Here is a 17,337-nt window from a genome sequence, read left to right on the forward strand (position 1 = left end):
GATCTTGACATGGATATGAGTTTTAGCACTGGATCTCATAGTACGACCAAAGGAATAGCAGCACTAAAGAAGTTTTTTTACGCCTTCATGTTCCCTTCGCTTGTCCTACTTGATCAGCCTTCCTTTATTTCGGTTTTTCACTAAATGATTTTCATACTTTATTCATATTCATTTTTTATACTATTCTTGAGGTGAAAAGTATGAATATGATCCGTTATTCTACCGCACGATTACTTTATTACAAAAAACAAACATTTCTATATACTTTGTTTTCAAGCTTTTCTGCTTTTCTATTATTGATCAGCTTTAACTTATATAATCTACAAACCACTTTACACAAACAAATCCAAGATCGGGTGTTGATATTTGACGCTTCTGATGTCAAAGAGAACTTACCTTCATCAGAAACGCTTCAACAAGCCTATCTGGTTGTGATCAGTTGCATACTGGCACTGTTTGCCTTGTGTTTCTTTTTTTTCTTTTTACTCTCACTCTATCGTCATCGCATGGAAATCATCAATTGGCGATTAGCGGGTCTTTCCAAACCAAAAATGTTCTTCTTTGTTTTTTGGCAATCCTTGATTCCATTAGTCCTGAGTTGTCTTGGCGTTCTTTTGATCGTTTTTGCTTTCCAAAATGGCTATCAAGCTTTACTCCAAAAAATCAATTTGGCTCTATTAGATTTCTTCGAACTACCGAATTTACCAAGTGTCTTTTCATCTGGAAATGGTTTATCGATCTCGATTGACCAAAATAGTTTTTTTATGATCGACTTTTTTAGCGATAACTTTTTAGTAGATACCTTAAAAGGGATCGGACAGACGATCATTTGTTTAGTTAGTATTAGCACATTACTTAGTACCTGTCTTTTCATGATTTCAAATCGACTTTTAAAAAGAAAGAAGCTGATCATTGATGAACCAACATGATTCACTGATATCATTTAGCGGTTTTACCGTTCTGATCGGTTCGAAAGCCGAACAACAGGTGATTTTCACAGAGATCAAAGCACAACTCCTTGCTTCAGAACGAACAGATCTGATGATCGTTCAAAAAAATTGGCCGTTCTTTCCTTACCTTAATTTAAAAGAACAAGTATTTTTGGACATCCCCGAAAAACAAAAAAAAGCCAAACAGGAACAAGCGCAAGCTAAGCTAATGATTGATTCCTCGTTGCTCAAAAAATCAGTAAGTGAATTGAGTACGTTTGAAAGAATCAAATTACAACTGATGCATGCGATCCTTGCAGATAAAAATAAACTGATCATTGAAGACCCTATTGATGATTTGTCCATTATCGAAATTCAAGATCTTTTGACAAATCTTTGCGATTTAGTCAACGATCATTCTTTTTCGATCTTATTGTTGACTCACGATCTTTCGATTGCCGAAAGTCCATATGTCACTGATTGTAAAGAAGCGAGTTGACTTGTGCTTGTTGCTCTCCATCAAAAAAACCGTTAAAACAAGAGAAACGTCTTGTTTTAACGGTTTTTGATTTAGTTATCATTCGATTTCAACATCTGGTAATTTTACAGTAAATGTTGTTCCTTTTCCTAATTCGCTTGTTACGTCGAGTTTTCCTTTGTGTAATCGCACTAATTGTTGAACGATTGGTAACCCTAAGCCGGATTCGCCATATTTTGTATTTTTTCTAGATGGATCAACTTTGTAATAGCGATCCCATATACTTTTCATTTGTTGTTCTGACATACCAATACCGGTATCGGTCACTTTGATGATCGTTTCAAGATACCCTTTTTCTAATGTGACTGTGATCGTTCCATTTTCAGTGAATTGGATCGCATTTTGAATAATGTTGACCATGATCTGTACAAACCGATCATAATCAGCGTATACGTCTAATTGTTCAGGTGCTTCTAAAATCAATTGATTACCCGCAGCTTCTGCTTTTGCTTCCAATTGGGCGACAATATTTTTTAACGTTTCTGTCCCATCAAATTTTTTGATGACCATGCTGATTTGATTCGTTCTGATTTTTTCATAATCTAAATTCTCATTGACTAGACGAATCAAACGTTCGGTTTCATTTTTCATCAGTTTGATGGCATTTTCTCGTTGGTTTTCTGGGATGGCATTATATTCTAAGCCTTCTAACAAGCCATTGATGGTTGTTAAAGGGGTCCGCATTTCATGGGAAGCATCTGCCATGAATTGTCTGCGCCGATTCTCTTGTTCCTCGATTTCTGCTCGTGATTCTTTCAGTGAGTTGGTCATCTTATTGAAATCGTCTGCTAATTCGTCAAACTCATCTTTGTCATTTACAGGTAATTGCACATCGAAGTTGCCATTCGTGACTTCTTTTGTAGCATTTCTCAAACGATTGATCCGTTTGACTTGGAAAGCCGCAAAGGCATAGCTTGCGATGATCGCAATGATACTTGAGAAGATGAAGCCTTTGAAGAGATTCAAGGTGACTGATCGCACGCTATTGTCGATGTTTCTGGCTGGTTGGCTGACAACTAATCCCCCATAAAACTCATGATTCAAGTTGAAAGGAACCAATGCATAGGAAGTGGCTTGATTCTCTCCTGAGATATTTTTATTTGAAGTAAACTTGACTTGGCGACCGCTTCTCAAACTTTCCCATTGATCGGCTGTAATCGTAAAATTCAAGTAAACCCCAGCCGTTGGATAGATCACTCGCTCATATTTATCAATAAAGATAAAATTGACATTTTGTTCGGTTAATACTTGTTCAGTCAGTTCCAACGCATTTTGGAATGCTTGATCCTGATTGAATTGAGGAAACGTATCCGCAAAGGTTTGGGTCGTTTTCTCCACCGACTCGGCATAACCAAAAAGTTGTTGGTAATTATTTTCTTCGATCGTCTGCTTGGTCAATTGCGTAAAAGAAATACCGACGATCAAGATAATCATGGCGATCATCCCACAAAAAGCCAGTAATTGTTGGTATAAATAGCGCATCAGGCAACACCTGAATCATCAAATTTATAGCCTACTCCCCAAACGGTCTGGATCACTTGTGGTCCTACTTTCTCGATTTTTTGACGCAGTTTTTTGATATGGGCGTCGACGGTTCGTTCATCACCAAAATATTGATAATCCCAAACTAGTTCCAATAACTGTTCTCTTGAAAATACTTGTCTTGGTTTTTTTGCTAATGTAAATAAAAGATCAAATTCTTTTGGTGTCAATCCATCGATCGGTTGGTTATTCAAGTAGGCTTCACGCGTTTTCGTATTCATCTTGAAGTGATCGGTTTGGATGTCAAAATTTTGATCAGATAATGGATTTTCTTCTTTTGTTTCTACCAATTCGCTACGACGGTGTAATGCCTTCATACGTGCAATCAACGTCAAGGGACTAAAAGGTTTAGTGACATAGTCATCAGCTCCCATTTCCAAACCGATCACTTGATCACTTTCAGAATCTCGGGCGGTCAACATGATGATTGGTACCGTACTAGAAACTTTTCGGATTTCTCGCCCAACCATCATGCCATCCATTGTCGGAAGATTAAGATCCAACGTGACCATATCCCAATGTTGCGGATTCTCTAAAAACGCATCTAATCCTTCTTTACCGTCATATTTGAAGGTTGCTTCCCATCCTTCATTCAAAAAAAACATCTGCATCATTTCAGATACGGATTGATTATCTTCAATCATTAAAATGTTCATGCTCGTCTCCTCCATTTATCAAATCGTAAGTTTGTAATTTTTTTTCTGTTAATATAAAAATCGGCATGATCGGAAACACTAAGAGTAACATTTCAATAATAAAAAAATTGGTATGTCCTGTGATTTTTAATCCGTAGCCGATCAAGGTCATCAATAATCCAAAAATCAAGAAATATTTTCCGCTTGTTCGTTGGGCAATCCGCCAATGTTCGTCGGATCTTGTAGCACGTTCTGAATGATAACCATAGAAAGGTAAATTACCTTTAGAAGGCAAAATTAAAAATAAGAGCCCTATCAAGGTCAAAAAAAGACCAACTGTTAAAAAAATCATGATTTCACTCTCCAATCTCTGTCTATAGTATACTCTAAAATGGTTGCTGAACCAATAAGTTCAGTAATTCTTCACGAAACGTTTGTCTTTTGTTCATTCTTTGATAAGATAAAGATATTCAAATGAAAAAGGAGTTTTATTTGTGACAAACTATCAAGCAATCACATTTTTCGATCTCGATGGAACTTTATTAGATGGACATTCTAAAATAACTCCCGAGATCGCCGCAGCAATCCAAGCATTAAAAGACAATGATATCCTACCTGTTATCGCCACTGGACGGACAGAAATGGAAATCAAACAAATCATGCATGATGCAGGTATTACTTCCGCTGTAACAATGAACGGTTCTTGTATTAGCGTAGAGGGAGAAGAAATTTATTCTGTACGCTTTTCTAAAGAAGAATGTCAAAAAATGCGTGACCATATCGAAGAGCAAGGTCATGCCCTTTGTTTTTATAATAGAGACAATATTTGGAGTACTCATCACACAGAGACCATGAGAAAAGCTTATGGCTTTATCCATTCAGATGTGCCACCAATCGATCCTTCCGCTTTTCAGGATCATCCGATCAATATGTTGCTGATTCTTTCCGAATCAGGTGATGAATATTATCATGAACGTTTCCCAGACATGACTTTTTACCGCAATAGTCCCTATTCGATCGATACGGTCAGAAAAGGTATTTCAAAAGGTGCAGGGGTCAACCGCTTAAAAGAAACATTAAAATTAGAGAATGTCCCAACTTATGGTTTTGGTGACGGGCCGAACGATTTTGCCTTACTTGAAGCTTGTGATCACAAAATCGCGATGGGCAATGCTTATGATGAGTTAAAAGAACTTGCAACCTTCATTACGAAGAAAAATACCGAAGGCGGGATCGTTCACGCATTGAAACATTTTGAATTGATTTGATTGTGAAACTGCTTAAACATGACAAAACGAAATAGCCGTCACTTTAACAGAGGACGACTATTTCTACTATACCGAATGAAATTTTTGGCGCCGTTTTTAGCGGCGCTTTCCAAAGGGACTGTTCACGCAGTTCCTTTTTTATTGTTAATCTCGCCCAAGACTGAGGATTCAGACATCGCCCCTAAGTCCATGAGTAGGGAATTTTATCTAGTCAACTTCTCTAAAATGACAAATATCCATCTTTATTTTACTATCTCTCAACCGCGGCTAAAAACCGAATCCTTGTTTTGACATCAGTTCATGTCTATCATCACTTCAACCGTTTGCAGTGGTACGTCATAAAATCGGTCTTCGCGACGTCCTAAGAAATCTTTGGCTTGCTGTGGGAATAACGCATAGCTTAAAAGATCTTCTGGTGATTTTGCATACTCACTGATTTCTTTTTTGAGTAGCGGCAATTGAGGTGCTAGTAAATCTGCGGGTCGCTCTTGGATCACTTGTTCATCGCCTATGATTTTTTGTTGGATGGCTTCAGCGATTGGTGCTGGAGAACGGCCATACAGTCCACGGACGTATTCTTTGATTTCAGTTGGGACGAGCTTATATCGCTCACCAGAGAGTACATTCATCAGCGCTTGCGTTCCTACCATTTGGGATAACGGAGTAACGAGTGGCGGAAAGCCAAGATCTGCTCGAACTTTTGGCACTTCTGCTAATACTTCTTCATATCTATCTTGTAATCCTTGTTCCGTCAACTGACTTAATAAATTAGATAACATACCGCCAGGCACTTGATAAATCAATGTCTTAGGTTCAATGTCCTTGACTTTAGGATTCAACATCTCTTCATCTCGAAAACGATCTCTGATCGGATTGAAATATTCTGCTATTTCTGTCACTTTTTTCATATCTAGCCCTGTATCATAGCCCATTTCTTCAAGCACCAAAGCCATTGATTCAGTTGCTGGTTGACTCGTTCCACCCGCAAAAGAAGAGATAGCCGTATCGATGATGTCCGCCCCTGCTTCAACCGCTTTTAAATAGGTCATTTCAGCGATCCCACTTGTTGCATGAGTATGGACTTCTAATGGTAATGGAACAGCATCTTTGATTCGACTGATCAATTCGTAACCAGTTTGCGGGGTCAATACGCCCGCCATATCTTTGATACATAACGAATCTGCTCCAGTATCCGCCATTTCTTTTGCTAACCTCACAAAATAATCGATCGTATGGATCTCACTCGTCGTATAAGAAATAGCTGTTTGGCAATGGCCACCAGCTTCTTTAGCTGTCACAATAGCAGTCTGTAAATTTCGGACATCATTCAATGCGTCAAACACACGAATACTATCAATGCCGTTCTTGATCGATTTCTCGACAAATTCTTTGACTACGTCATCTGCATAATTTTTATAACCAAGGAGGTTTTGTCCTCGAAGTAACATTTGTAGCTTTGTTTGTTTGACTTGTGAACGAATCATACGCAAACGCTCCCATGGATCTTCATTTAAGAAACGTAAGCACGCATCAAAGGTAGCGCCACCCCACATCTCTAATGAATGGTAGCCTGTTTCATCCATCGTTTTCAAGATTGGCAACATGTCTGCTGTAGTCATTCTTGTAGCAATCAAGCTTTGTTGCCCATCACGCAAAACGGTTTCCATCATTTGGATTTTTTTTGCCATTTATTTCCTTCCTTTCTCAACGAGTTGCTGGATATATGTGCGTATTATTTGAAGGGAATGTTTCTGTTCGCGACTACAAACTTTGGCTACTTCTTTACACACGTAACATGTCCGTTGGTTATATCCCAGCATCTCTCGACTCAACTGCTGCATCTTTCCTTCTTCCCAAAAAAGTACATCAAGATCGACTAATCGACCATAGGGGCAAGTTTCTTCGAGTTCGATCATGCGCTTTTTTAGTCGTTCTTTTCTTAAAGGAAGAAGCAAAAAATACTCGTAACCTGTTTTTTTCTTACGATACAACTGGACCAATGGAGTGACCTCTGAAACACATTCTTCTATAGCTTCGACCACTACGTGAAAGACTTGTGCGATTTCTTCTGACGTTTTGACAGGACCTGGTATATTCATAGTTGTTGAAAGCAATACATGTTGCGGATTTGCTTCCAATAATTTCCTCTGTCTGTTGTCACGTGCCTCTCTTGCGATAAGGATTTCTTCATGCGTCACAGTCGGTCCATCGAATAATTTGCTACACATTTTTGACCACATCGATCAATGTGCCATCGCGATATTCAACTAAGGCAACGATTTTTTCGCCATACTGAATGGCTGAAGGCTCGCCAACGATGGCATATGCTTTTTGTTTAAGTTCGTCAATCGTATATTGAGGAATATCTACACCCTTGAAATACTCGATCAGATCTTGACGTTGAGGATTGATGGCGATACCTACTTCCGTAACTAAGACATCAATGCTTGTTCCGGGAGTCACAACCGTATTGACATGATCAACAACAGTGGGTATCCGTCCACGAACGAGTGGCGTGATCACCAGGCTCATTTTACAACCCATACTTGTATCTGGATGTCCGCCAACAGCTCCACGAATCACTCCATCTGAACCAGTCATGACATTGACATTGTAATCCGTATCGATTTCTAACGCAGACAAAATGGCTGTATCTAACTGATTCACCATAGCACCTTTACTTGCTGGTGAAGCATACATACTTGCATCTATTTCATAATGTTGGTTGTTTTCGCCTAAAGAAATCGCAGATAAATGATCGAAATCCTGGACATCGATAATCTTTTCTACTAAACCTTCCTCCAGTAATTCCACCATCGCATTTGTAATTCCACCTAATACAAAACTAGCTGTCATTTGGTCTTTCAACATTGCTTCCCGCAAAAAGCGAGTAACAGCCAGTGCCGCACCACCTGTACCAGTTTGAAATGAGAATCCTTGTTGATAATAGGGCGAATGAGTGATGACTTTTGCTGCATACTCTGCGATCAAAAGTTCTTTAGGATTTTTAGTAAAGCGTGTCGCACCTTTTGCAATGCCTTCGGGATCACCTATCGCTTCCACTTCTACAACATAATCGACATCCGTCTGTGCAATACTGATTGGGATATTAGGAAAAGAAACTAATGTATCTGTGAGGATGACCACTTGATCCGCATATTTTGCATCGACCATGGCATAACCTAGTGATCCGCAAATGGCTTTTCCAGTGGTTCCATTGGCATTTCCATATTCATCCGAACTTGTCGCCCCTAAAAAAGCGACATCAATATGCAGATCACCGGATGCAATCGCTCGCGCTCGTCCACCATGGGAACGAATGATTACTGGTTTTTCCATGATTCCTTGCGAAATCGCTGCGCCTACTTTATCCCGCAAACCACTCGTGGTAATTCCTGTCACAACACCATTTTTTATGTGATCAATCAAAGGTTCATGGACGTTTGCGATTGAACTTGGTGCGATCGTGATATCTTTGATTCCTAACGAGGCAATCTCTTCCATGACCTTATTAAGTACAAAGTCTCCTTCACGGAAATGATGATGAAAAGAAATCGTCATTCCGTCTTTCAGACCAGTTTTTTCAATGGCTTCTTTGAGACTTCCCACTATTTTTTTCTCATTTGGACGGACAGGATGGATATTTCTACTGGCTTCTTTGAATGGTTCAATATGGACCAACTCACCTTCGTACAGACGGTGAGCAACTGTTGCTGATTGTGGAATCTCTTTACCAACTTTATTTACATCCATTTCTAGATCTCCTCCTCTCGGATCAACTTCGCCGCTTTGGCAAGAGCAATCACTCTTTCTGCTCGCTCGACGATTGGTTTATCCACCATCTTGCCATTCACAGAAATCACGCCTGAACCTTTTGCTTCTGCTTCTTGGATGCCCCAGATCACTTCTTTCGCTGCTTGGATCTCTTTTTCTGTTGGTTCATAAAGAGCATGGACTAATGGAATCTGACGTGGGTTGATCACTGATTTCCCATCAAAGCCTAGTTGTTTGATCAGACGGACTTCTGCTTGAAATCCCTTAACATTTTCAACATCTGAATAGACAGTATCGATTGCTGCAATACCAGCAGCTCGGGCGGAATGAAGGATCATATTTCGAGCAAAAGACAATTCTTGTCCATCGGGATATCGTTGGGTTTTCATATTGGTCACATAATCTTCGGCACCTAACGCGATGCCAACTAACCGTTTGGAAGCTTTAGCGATTTCTCTTGCATTCAATACCCCTTCTGCAGATTCGATCGCTGCCATCATTTTTGTGGTTCCCACTGGGATTTGATAGGTTTCTTCCACTAAAGTGATGACCTGATCGACCTCGATGATGTCTTGTGCGGTTTCTGTTTTTGGCAAGCGAATGACATCGATCCCTGCTAATACCATTGCTTCTATGTCTTGGTCACCCCCAGCCGTCAATGCGTTGATTCGAACGACCGTTTCTACTTTGCTGTAGTCAAATGTTTTTAATGCCAAATGAACAAGCAAACGTGCCGAATCTTTTTCTTTTAAAGATACGGCATCTTCCAAATCAAACATGAGTGAATCTGCACCGTATAATGGTGCATCTCTCAGCATCGCTGCATTTGCACCAGGGACAAACATCATCGTTCTCCTTAAACGTTCCATGAATTGATCTCCTTCCAATCATAGCGATCTTGCTTTCCAGCTCGATGGACTGCTGTAATTGTCCTTGCCTGGATCGTGCAATCAAGCGCACCTTTATCGACAGCTGTTACTTTGGCTGCTTCAATGCCCAACTGTTGTAGGGTGTCCATAATGACTTTTCTGATTTGGTGACCAAATTGTTTTTCGACATTGCTTGTCAAGGAAAGTTCAATCCCTTTTTCTATCTTTGGATCGATCGTGATCATGATATCACTGGATTCAATTGTTCCAGCCACTGCACTTTGATAAATTTTCACTTCCTGTCACCTCTATTACGTTTATGATTTTTGATATAGTGATAAGTCGAAGCAGGCAAATACGCTTGTAATGTCTGCACGTCATCTTCTTGTAAGGCTTTTCGGACTTTTGTTGCACTGATTGCTTCGTTTTTGATACATTTTCGCGGTAGGACAATCAAAGAAAGCGATTCTCCAAATACCTTTTTCAACGTTTCATTATAGATTTCAGTTACCTTAGAGTACGGTTCTTCACCGACAAATCGACTTTCAATTGCAAGTATCGGTGCAATTTTTTCTTTAAAAAGGTGCGCATCCAAAGTACCTTGCGCTTTTGCCGCTTCTTCTGTAGCATGTTCCTTTAAAAAATAGGCAGGAAATGTGGCGGAAGAAATCAGATAATCTTCTGTCGGCAAAATCGTGACATTTTTTACATGCGCGACCCCTTGCTTGACCATCTCTAAACGATCGGAAAAGGAAAATTCTGAACGATCTTCTGAAAGGATAAAAAGATAGACTTGGTCTGCTTGTTTGGCTGCACATTCTACCAAGTACTGATGCCCTTTTGTAAAAGGATTGGCATTCATCACAATGCCACAGCCTGTGCCTTTTTTCTTTTTTGCCTTCAACAAGGCAAGATATTCTTGAAAGTCAGGTGTACCTTGTTCCATAAACAATATGGTTTCAGTGGCAATGATCTCTTTAAATCCCATGGCATGAAAAATCGGGTGATTACTAGGACTTGTGTAGACAAAGAAATGCCTTTTGTTTTCTTCAGATAAATGATCAATTAATTGCTGAATGATCTTCGTCAATAAATTTTCTGATTGGAAATCTTTCGCAACAGCTAAATATTTTAAAATATTTCGCTCATAAGAACCGGTTGCAATCAGCCGCTCTTCTTGATAGATCCCAACGGTATAGTCAACTTTTTCATTCAGTGTGAGACCGGATTTTTCGATCAACTCCATCCATTGTCGATAGACTTGAGCATCCTTTTCCACCCATAATCTTTTGATTGTATACATGTACCAGACCTTCTTTTTATTTTCTTACTGGAAACAAGCGACTGAGTAGCATTGATGCGAGATAAATGATCAAGATAACAACGAACACGCCACCCCATCCTAAAACTAGTAGTTCAAGAGATTTGATTAAATCTGCTGACATCGTTTATTCTCCTTTCTTATACTAATAAGGCGAGCAATAAGCCACCGGCAATCACTGAAGCAATCTGACCAGATACATTGGCTCCAGCTGCGTGCATCAAAATAAAGTTCTGTGGGTCTTCTTCTGTTGCCATTTTCTGAATGACGCGACTAGACATTGGAAAAGCAGAGATTCCTGCTGCTCCGATCATTGGATTGATTTTCTCTTTTCGGAATAAATTTAATAATTTAGCAAATAATACTCCACCGATCGAGTCCATAATGAACGCAACCAATCCTAGACCGATAACCATCAACGTATCGATCTGTAAAAATTCTTCATACTGCATTTTGACCGAAATGGCGATCCCTAATAATATGCTGATGAGATTGACTAACTCATTCTGAGCAGTGATCGACAAACGATCTAATACGCCACATTCTCGTAACAAGTTCCCAAACATCAAGAAGCCAACAAGTGGCAAAGAAACAGGCGCAATCAAACCAGCGACGACTGAAATAACTAACGGAAAAAGAATTTTTGCTGTTTGCGACACTTCCCCTGCACGATAATTCATTCGAATACGTCGCTCTTTTTTAGTCGTCACAGCTTTGATCGCAACTGGCTGAATGATTGGCACGAGCGCCATATACGAATAGGCAGCCACCATGATGGCACCCATATATTTCGAATTCAACGTGTTCGCGACAAAAATGGAAGTTGGTCCATCCGCTGCTCCGATGATGCCAATAGAAGCTGCATCATTCAAGTCAAAACCTAATAGGATCGCTACGATGATCGTAAAGAAAATCCCAAATTGTGCGGCGGCTCCAAAGAGTAATAAAAATGGATTTTGTAACAAGGGGCCGAAATCGATCATTGCACCAATACCAATGAATAATAAGAGCGGAAATAGCTCCGTCGTAATCCCCATATCAAACAAAATTTGGAATGCGCCGGCCTCACCCCCGGCACTCAGCACCCCTGAATTAGGGAAATTGACTAAGATCGTCCCTAACCCCATCGGTACGAGTAACGTTGGTTCATATTCTTTTTTTATCCCAAGGTACATGAGGACTCCGCCAATCACCATCATCACGATGCGTCCCGGCTCTTGCCCCATGCCAATAACTCCTTCAATAAGTGTTTCCACACATGTCACTTCCTTTTTACTTAATATTGAATATTAAGAATCGCCAAAACGACTCTGTTTTCAAAGCGAACATTTAACTGATCGTGATGAGCGGATCACCAGGATTCACCATTTCTCCTTGACTGATATGGATACCAGTCACTTGACCAGCTCTTCCAGCAACGATTTCATTTTCCATTTTCATCGCTTCTAAAATCATCAAAGGCTGATTGATTTCCACTGCCTCCCCAACTGTAACTAACAGACGAGAAATCGTGCCTGGCATCGGCGAAGTCATCGCATCCGCTCCCGCTTCGACTGAGGATTTCGTTTCTGGTACAGTTGTTGAAACATCTGCTGGTGCGACCACTTCAACTGGTGTAGATCGTTCTGGTGTTGGGACTGGATTCGTTTGCGGACTTCCACCGATTTCTTCCATTTCCACTAAATATTCTTTTCCATCAATTGATATTTTGAATTTCCGTAACATTTTTTCTCCTCCAAAGCATTTATTTTTTGGCTATTTTTCGTATAATAAACTGACTATTTGGATTGGTTCCCGCTGCTACACCTGTAGCAATTAGTGAAACCAAAATTGCTTCCGGATTTCTCTGTTTGATTTTTTTGATGATGAATCGACTCTCCGGATCATATTCTGCTGCTAAACTTGCAGCTACCACACTGACAAGCTGAACATCAGCTGGCGCAGCATCAATATATGCAGGAACCGATTTCAATTTATCCTTCTTCTCTTTGTTCCCTTCTACTACTGAGGGGGTGGGCTCCACTGCTGGTTGTTGCTTATTTGTTCGTTTGGTAAACAGCCACATCTTTCTTGCTCCTTTCTTCTTTTCTGTCCTTATTTTTATTATAGGATGATTCAACCAATTATGTTTTCCAAACTGATAGAAGATTGTTTTTTTGTTGTTTCTTTTTCTTGAATCAAGGGAGAAAAAACAATACAAACATTGATATAAAAGCTTTTTCCAATGAATTAATGTTCTGTTAAGGTACTATTAAGCCTTCGATAAGATTAGGTAGACCAAATTGTTTTTTTTATGTTCTTTTTTCTCCCTTCATCTATCTTCCCATTAAAATATTGCTTATCCTAAAGTCGTCAAGGAGGCGTCAATTTTAGAAAAACACAACTCTTTCTGTCCTTAGAATGGTTTTCTACCCACCTAATTTTGATACCGCTTACAAACAATACAATCAGAAAAGGAGAAGCGTATGTTATTAACCGTTTTATCTTATGCAATGATCATTATCTTCATGTATGTCATCATGAAAAAGAAAATGTCTCCGTTTACTTCCCTTGTGGTTATTCCACTTTTATTTACCTTAGTTGCAATGATTTCTGGTGCTTCAAAGAAAGGAAATATTGGCGATTTTGTATTAGAAGGCATCAAAACAACTTCAAATACAGGAATCATGCTATTATTTGCCATTTTATATTTTTCAATCATGTTAGACGCTGGTCTATTTGATCCAATCACTAAAAAAATGATTTATTTTGCCAAAGGCGATCCAATGAAGGTTTTAATGGCAACTGCGATCGTTGCCGCAACCGTTTCGCTGAATGGCGATGGGACAACGACTACGTTGATTTGCTGTTCTGCTTTTATTCCTATCTATAAAAAATTAAACATGAAAATGATGAACTTAGGGGTATTGATCATTCTTCAAAATACCATCATGAACCTATTACCTTGGGGTGGACCGACCGCTCGAGCGATGGCAGTATTGGAAGTCGATGCGGATATCTTGTCTTACTTAGCTCCTGGAATGATCTTGTCTTTGCTTTATGTCATCTTTTTCGTTGCACGCCGGATGGGAAAACAAGAACGTGACCGTTTAGGTATTACCCAATTATCAAATGAGGAAATTGAAGAAATCACTAAAATCACTGATCCTGAAACGGCAAAAATACGCTGTCCTAAAAATTTTGTATTCAACGGTGTACTAACGATCGTGTTGATTGCTTGGTTAGTTGCTAGCTCGTTTATCTCTTCGATTGCCTTACCACCTCTTTTATTATTTTTAGTAGGAACATGTATTGCCTTAATGGTCAACTACCCTAATCTAAAAGATCAATCCGCACGTATTGGTGCAAATGGCGGCGATGCGGTGCAAGTCGTGATTTTAGTTTTTGCAGCGGGAGTTTTCATGGGGCTTTTCCAAGGTTCCGGTATGGCTGAAGCACTCGCGAATAGCTTTACTTATCTTATTCCAAAACAACTAGCAGGATTCTGGGGCTTAGTTATCGCCTTGATTTCAGCGCCAGGTACTTTCTTTATTTCAAATGACGGTTTTTATTTCGGTGTATTACCCGTTTTAGCAGAAGCCGGTCATGCCTATGGCTTTACAAATATGCAAATGGCTCTCGCCTCTTTGATGGGTCAAGCCTTCCATTTGCTAAGTCCGTTAGTGGCTTTTATCTATCTCTTGTTACGTTTGACAGGATTGGATATGGGAAAATGGCAAAGAGAAGCTGGAAAATATGCCTTAGGTATTTTTACCATTTTTGTTGTCACAATTATTCTTTTTGGACATATGCCATTTTATATCCCACAATAAAAACCAATCGTGCCAGCAAGAGTGACTAACTCAACGAACGGCTCCTTCATTATTGGAATACTAATTTTCACATTCTGCCAAAGTGAAGGAGCCATTTTGATTACTATTGATATATTTTTTGGTTCGTTCTCTTGAGGGTTGGAAAGCATGATAAACTTAGAACAGGAACTTAATGTCTAAGTAGAAATGGGGAGAAAAAATGAAGCAAGTAGTTGAAGCATTAAGAAAAAATTTGGATCTAACTCAAAATAAAACATTGAATGCACTTATTTATGAAGCGTTTCGTAAAACGATCATTCTTGGCGATGTTCCTGCAAATACACGGATCAATGAGAAAGTCTTAGCGGAAGAATTGAATATCAGCCGTACACCCATACGTTTAGCAATGAAGCAATTAGTCAATGAAAAATTAGTTGAACACGTGCCTAAGATTGGTATCGTCGTCAAAGGTATTCGCATAAAAGATGCTTACGAAATCTATGATATCCGTAAATCTTTAGATACCCTTGCCACGATCAAAGCAATGAATCAGATGACAAAAGACGACTTCATTGAACTAAAAGAACTGTTGTTACGCGGTGAAAGCTACAATCAAGCAGATCAAACAGAAAAAGTCTTGCAAAATTTTTCAGACTTCAATATGTTTATTTACGAGAAAAGCCAAATGCTCCGTTTAAAATCCATTGTCTTAGAGTTACAAGCTTACCTCGTTTATTTTCGCGATATCGCCATTCGTTCATCCAGACGTAGAGATAAAGCCCTTGAAGAACATTGGCTGATCTATCGCGGGATGCAAACAAAAAACGCAGAACAAATCACCTTGATCACCCACGAGCATTTAGATCGTTCATTACAATTTATTTTAGCTGAAATGGAGCGTAGAAAAATTGACTGATCATACACTGATAGGTACGATCGCAGAAACTGCAACGTACGCATTGCGTTATGAAGTAGCATTGAGTCCAAAACCAGGACTAGTCGATCCTATTTCAAATGGCGCGCATAATGATATGGATTTTCAAACATTTCAAATAAGTATAGAAACGTTAACACCGTTTTTCCAAAAATATATCGAAGCAGGTTTTACTCATAAAGGGAACACGAAATCATTATTTGAAAAGCTAAGAAGCATCGGGTATCAGGCAGAACAAGCAATGCTTGCCGCAACGAATGATATCAATACACATAAAGGAGCGAATTTTTCGTTTGCGGTCATTTTAGGCGCGATCGGTTGGCACATGCAACAACGTTTTATCCAAAGACTTCCATTAAACGTCACACAGACGGAGCAAATTTTAAATCTTACAGGAGAACTGACCCATGATTTGATCAGAGAGGATTTTCACGGCTTAACACGGAAAACACAGCGGACACATGGGGAAGAGCTTTTTTTGATGCACGGTATTTCAGGTGTTCGTGGCGAAGCTGCTCAGTGTTATCCTAGCCTTACTTCCATTCTTCTCCCTTACTTACGTTCAGCAAACTATCATGCGCCAGATGAAGTCTTTCTCCGTGCCTTGGTTTTGTTGATGAGTGAAATCGAAGACGGGAATCTACTTCACCGCGGCGGTATTCAGGAGTGGCAGAAAGTACAACAAGAAACAAAAAAAATCCATCAAGCAAATCTTCCATGGAGGCAGCTACTTGATGAATTAACAATCTATGATCAACGATTGACCAAACGCAATCTAAGCCCTGGTGGTGCAGCAGATTTACTTTCATTAGGTATTTTTTTCGCTCAATTAGAAGGATTACTTTCTTTACCAGAGGGTAAGAAAATATAGCCAAGTCCTCTAACCGTTCTGAGGTACTGGACATTTTTTGGATCATCTTCGATTTTGTTTCGTAAGTGATTGATAAAAACCATAATGGTATTGGCATCCAGCTCACTGTCATTCCAAACACTTTGATAAATTTGTTCCTTTGAAAAAACCTGTTCGGGATTTTCTATAAAGAATTGCATCAGCTTGATTTTTTTTGAAGACAACTCAATAGATCTGCCTTTTTTATATAAACGATAAAGCGCTTTGTCAAAGCAAAAATCACCTATACTGATTTTATTTTTTTTGCACTGGGTCGTTTGTTCTTTAAGCACCTTATGTCTGTCCAAAATAGCGAGAACTTGCGCCTTTAGCAGTGTCGGATTGAATGGTTTAGTGATGTAATAATCTGCTCCCATCTCCAAGCCAGTGATAATTTCAATCTCATTTTGTTGTTCGGTAAAAAAAACGATGGGAGAAAGACTGTCTTGCTCTCGGATGAGTTGCACAATATGGTAGCCATCTGTTTGATGGGCTAAACGAATATCTAAGAGATATAGATCAAAAGTCACTCTAGACATGATATCCAGTGTTTTTTCGACGGAATCACTTTGATAGATCAATACACCAGCTGGTTGTAAGGCCTTCCAAATCATTCTTCTAAATGTTAGATCTTCATCGATCGCCAATATCTTCTCATTTCTCATTTTCTTTCCTCCTGCCTAGAGCATCCATAGGTTAAAAAATACACTATGACCTGCATTTTACTTATTCAATTAAAAAAGTAATTGATCATAATATCACAATTTATCCTTCAGCTCTATTATACGCAAAGAAACGATGATTTCCCGTCTCAAAAAAAGAAAATACAATAAAAAAACATTTTTTA

At 39.2% G+C, this 17,337-nt stretch carries 20 protein-coding genes; 6 read left to right on the forward strand and 14 right to left on the reverse strand.

Annotated features, from left to right (window positions below):
* Positions 1 to 200: 200 nt before the first annotated feature.
* Positions 201 to 929, forward strand: coding sequence for a hypothetical protein (locus IGJ19_RS08880; RefSeq protein ID WP_019722957.1), 729 nt, complete (start codon positions 201 to 203; stop codon positions 927 to 929).
* A complete protein-coding gene (locus tag IGJ19_RS08885) occupies positions 916 to 1,428 on the forward strand; it encodes a hypothetical protein (RefSeq protein WP_074800839.1) in 513 nt (170 codons plus the stop codon). Before IGJ19_RS08880 ends, IGJ19_RS08885 begins: the two co-directional genes overlap by 14 nt.
* Before the next feature lie 78 nt (positions 1,429 to 1,506).
* On the opposite strand, the gene IGJ19_RS08890 is transcribed toward IGJ19_RS08885, so the two are convergent.
* The 3 genes from IGJ19_RS08890 to IGJ19_RS08900 are packed head-to-tail and all read right to left on the reverse strand — an operon-like array spanning position 1,507 to position 3,996.
* Positions 1,507 to 2,949, reverse strand: a complete 1,443-nt coding sequence (locus tag IGJ19_RS08890) for a sensor histidine kinase (RefSeq protein WP_019722958.1) — start codon at positions 2,947 to 2,949, stop codon at positions 1,507 to 1,509.
* Positions 2,949 to 3,665 carry a response regulator transcription factor gene (locus IGJ19_RS08895; protein WP_010735098.1) on the reverse strand — a complete coding sequence of 239 codons (717 nt, stop codon included), beginning with the start codon at positions 3,663 to 3,665 and terminating at the stop codon, positions 2,949 to 2,951. The genes IGJ19_RS08890 and IGJ19_RS08895 overlap by 1 nt, the downstream gene beginning before the upstream one ends.
* Positions 3,646 to 3,996 carry an SdpI family protein gene (locus IGJ19_RS08900; RefSeq protein ID WP_034687740.1) on the reverse strand — a complete coding sequence of 117 codons (351 nt, stop codon included), beginning with the start codon at positions 3,994 to 3,996 and terminating at the stop codon, positions 3,646 to 3,648. The genes IGJ19_RS08895 and IGJ19_RS08900 overlap by 20 nt, the downstream gene beginning before the upstream one ends.
* Positions 3,997 to 4,138: 142 nt before the next feature.
* Between IGJ19_RS08900 and IGJ19_RS08905 the strand changes: the two genes are divergently transcribed.
* Entirely contained in the window at positions 4,139 to 4,912 is a 774-nt protein-coding gene (locus IGJ19_RS08905) for a Cof-type HAD-IIB family hydrolase (protein WP_430603726.1), read from the forward strand.
* A gap of 293 nt (positions 4,913 to 5,205) precedes the next feature.
* Here IGJ19_RS08905 and IGJ19_RS08910 read toward each other — a convergent pair whose 3' ends face one another.
* The 10 genes from IGJ19_RS08910 to IGJ19_RS08955 form a co-directional block, all read right to left on the reverse strand.
* Positions 5,206 to 6,600 (reverse strand): oxaloacetate decarboxylase subunit alpha, encoded by a 1,395-nt coding sequence (locus IGJ19_RS08910; RefSeq protein ID WP_430603728.1) that lies wholly within the window; start codon positions 6,598 to 6,600, stop codon positions 5,206 to 5,208.
* Positions 6,601 to 7,140 (reverse strand): citrate lyase holo-[acyl-carrier protein] synthase, encoded by a 540-nt coding sequence (gene citX / locus IGJ19_RS08915; RefSeq protein ID WP_430603730.1) that lies wholly within the window; start codon positions 7,138 to 7,140, stop codon positions 6,601 to 6,603. It lies immediately after the preceding gene.
* Positions 7,133 to 8,665, reverse strand: a complete 1,533-nt coding sequence (gene citF / locus IGJ19_RS08920) for a citrate lyase subunit alpha (RefSeq protein WP_071866822.1) — start codon at positions 8,663 to 8,665, stop codon at positions 7,133 to 7,135. Before citF ends, citX begins: the two co-directional genes overlap by 8 nt.
* A 2-nt stretch (positions 8,666 to 8,667) precedes the next feature.
* On the reverse strand, positions 8,668 to 9,555 hold the full coding sequence (gene citE / locus IGJ19_RS08925) for a citrate (pro-3S)-lyase subunit beta (RefSeq protein WP_071866823.1): 888 nt from the start codon (positions 9,553 to 9,555) through the stop codon (positions 8,668 to 8,670).
* A complete protein-coding gene (citD, locus tag IGJ19_RS08930; protein WP_071866824.1) occupies positions 9,543 to 9,851 on the reverse strand; it encodes a citrate lyase acyl carrier protein in 309 nt (102 codons plus the stop codon). The genes citE and citD overlap by 13 nt, the downstream gene beginning before the upstream one ends.
* On the reverse strand, positions 9,848 to 10,858 hold the full coding sequence (gene citC, locus IGJ19_RS08935) for a [citrate (pro-3S)-lyase] ligase (RefSeq protein ID WP_086334845.1): 1,011 nt from the start codon (positions 10,856 to 10,858) through the stop codon (positions 9,848 to 9,850). Before citC ends, citD begins: the two co-directional genes overlap by 4 nt.
* A gap of 16 nt (positions 10,859 to 10,874) precedes the next feature.
* Positions 10,875 to 11,000, reverse strand: coding sequence for an OadG-related small transporter subunit (locus IGJ19_RS08940; protein ID WP_086334846.1), 126 nt, complete (start codon positions 10,998 to 11,000; stop codon positions 10,875 to 10,877).
* 16 nt (positions 11,001 to 11,016) lie between these two features.
* Positions 11,017 to 12,132, reverse strand: coding sequence for a sodium ion-translocating decarboxylase subunit beta (locus IGJ19_RS08945; RefSeq protein WP_034691433.1), 1,116 nt, complete (start codon positions 12,130 to 12,132; stop codon positions 11,017 to 11,019).
* Between the two features lie 73 nt (positions 12,133 to 12,205).
* On the reverse strand, positions 12,206 to 12,601 hold the full coding sequence (locus IGJ19_RS08950) for an acetyl-CoA carboxylase biotin carboxyl carrier protein subunit (protein WP_071866826.1): 396 nt from the start codon (positions 12,599 to 12,601) through the stop codon (positions 12,206 to 12,208).
* Positions 12,602 to 12,620: 19 nt separating this feature from the next.
* Positions 12,621 to 12,941 carry a hypothetical protein gene (locus tag IGJ19_RS08955; protein ID WP_071866827.1) on the reverse strand — a complete coding sequence of 107 codons (321 nt, stop codon included), beginning with the start codon at positions 12,939 to 12,941 and terminating at the stop codon, positions 12,621 to 12,623.
* Positions 12,942 to 13,341: 400 nt separating this feature from the next.
* On the opposite strand from IGJ19_RS08955, the gene IGJ19_RS08960 reads away from it, so the two are divergent.
* The 3 genes from IGJ19_RS08960 to citG all read left to right on the forward strand — a co-directional run bounded on the left by IGJ19_RS08960 (position 13,342) and on the right by citG (position 16,472).
* Complete coding sequence (locus IGJ19_RS08960) at positions 13,342 to 14,688, forward strand: CitMHS family transporter (RefSeq protein ID WP_071866828.1); 1,347 nt, start codon at positions 13,342 to 13,344, stop codon at positions 14,686 to 14,688.
* 199 nt (positions 14,689 to 14,887) lie between these two features.
* On the forward strand, positions 14,888 to 15,583 hold the full coding sequence (locus tag IGJ19_RS08965; protein WP_430603735.1) for a GntR family transcriptional regulator: 696 nt from the start codon (positions 14,888 to 14,890) through the stop codon (positions 15,581 to 15,583).
* Positions 15,576 to 16,472, forward strand: coding sequence for a triphosphoribosyl-dephospho-CoA synthase CitG (gene citG, locus IGJ19_RS08970; protein WP_430603738.1), 897 nt, complete (start codon positions 15,576 to 15,578; stop codon positions 16,470 to 16,472). Before IGJ19_RS08965 ends, citG begins: the two co-directional genes overlap by 8 nt.
* Here citG and IGJ19_RS08975 read toward each other — a convergent pair.
* Positions 16,427 to 17,155, reverse strand: a complete 729-nt coding sequence (locus tag IGJ19_RS08975) for a response regulator transcription factor (RefSeq protein WP_071866830.1) — start codon at positions 17,153 to 17,155, stop codon at positions 16,427 to 16,429. The two genes, citG and IGJ19_RS08975, sit on opposite strands and share 46 nt — an antisense overlap.
* Positions 17,156 to 17,337: the final 182 nt, after the last annotated feature.

Origin of the sequence: Enterococcus sp. DIV1368b, assembly GCF_050529595.1 — a bacterium.
In the GTDB taxonomy this organism is placed as follows: domain Bacteria; phylum Bacillota; class Bacilli; order Lactobacillales; family Enterococcaceae; genus Enterococcus_B; species Enterococcus_B mundtii.

Excerpts from the sequence above, each read along its gene's own strand:
- IGJ19_RS08880 (WP_019722957.1), top strand. The coding sequence starts at position 201 with ATGAATATGATCCGTTATTCTACCGCACGATTACTTTATTACAAAAAA.
- IGJ19_RS08885 (WP_074800839.1), top strand. The coding sequence starts at position 916 with ATGAACCAACATGATTCACTGATATCATTTAGCGGTTTTACCGTTCTG.
- IGJ19_RS08890 (WP_019722958.1), bottom strand. The coding sequence starts at position 2,949 with ATGCGCTATTTATACCAACAATTACTGGCTTTTTGTGGGATGATCGCC.
- IGJ19_RS08895 (WP_010735098.1), bottom strand. The coding sequence starts at position 3,665 with ATGAACATTTTAATGATTGAAGATAATCAATCCGTATCTGAAATGATG.
- IGJ19_RS08900 (WP_034687740.1), bottom strand. The coding sequence starts at position 3,996 with ATGATTTTTTTAACAGTTGGTCTTTTTTTGACCTTGATAGGGCTCTTA.
- IGJ19_RS08910 (WP_430603728.1), bottom strand. The coding sequence starts at position 6,600 with ATGGCAAAAAAAATCCAAATGATGGAAACCGTTTTGCGTGATGGGCAA.
- citX (WP_430603730.1), bottom strand. The coding sequence starts at position 7,140 with ATGTGTAGCAAATTATTCGATGGACCGACTGTGACGCATGAAGAAATC.
- citF (WP_071866822.1), bottom strand. The coding sequence starts at position 8,665 with ATGGATGTAAATAAAGTTGGTAAAGAGATTCCACAATCAGCAACAGTT.
- citE (WP_071866823.1), bottom strand. The coding sequence starts at position 9,555 with ATGGAACGTTTAAGGAGAACGATGATGTTTGTCCCTGGTGCAAATGCA.
- citC (WP_086334845.1), bottom strand. The coding sequence starts at position 10,858 with ATGTATACAATCAAAAGATTATGGGTGGAAAAGGATGCTCAAGTCTAT.
- IGJ19_RS08940 (WP_086334846.1), bottom strand. The coding sequence starts at position 11,000 with ATGTCAGCAGATTTAATCAAATCTCTTGAACTACTAGTTTTAGGATGG.
- IGJ19_RS08950 (WP_071866826.1), bottom strand. The coding sequence starts at position 12,601 with ATGTTACGGAAATTCAAAATATCAATTGATGGAAAAGAATATTTAGTG.
- IGJ19_RS08955 (WP_071866827.1), bottom strand. The coding sequence starts at position 12,941 with ATGTGGCTGTTTACCAAACGAACAAATAAGCAACAACCAGCAGTGGAG.
- IGJ19_RS08960 (WP_071866828.1), top strand. The coding sequence starts at position 13,342 with ATGTTATTAACCGTTTTATCTTATGCAATGATCATTATCTTCATGTAT.
- IGJ19_RS08965 (WP_430603735.1), top strand. The coding sequence starts at position 14,888 with ATGAAGCAAGTAGTTGAAGCATTAAGAAAAAATTTGGATCTAACTCAA.
- IGJ19_RS08975 (WP_071866830.1), bottom strand. The coding sequence starts at position 17,155 with ATGAGAAATGAGAAGATATTGGCGATCGATGAAGATCTAACATTTAGA.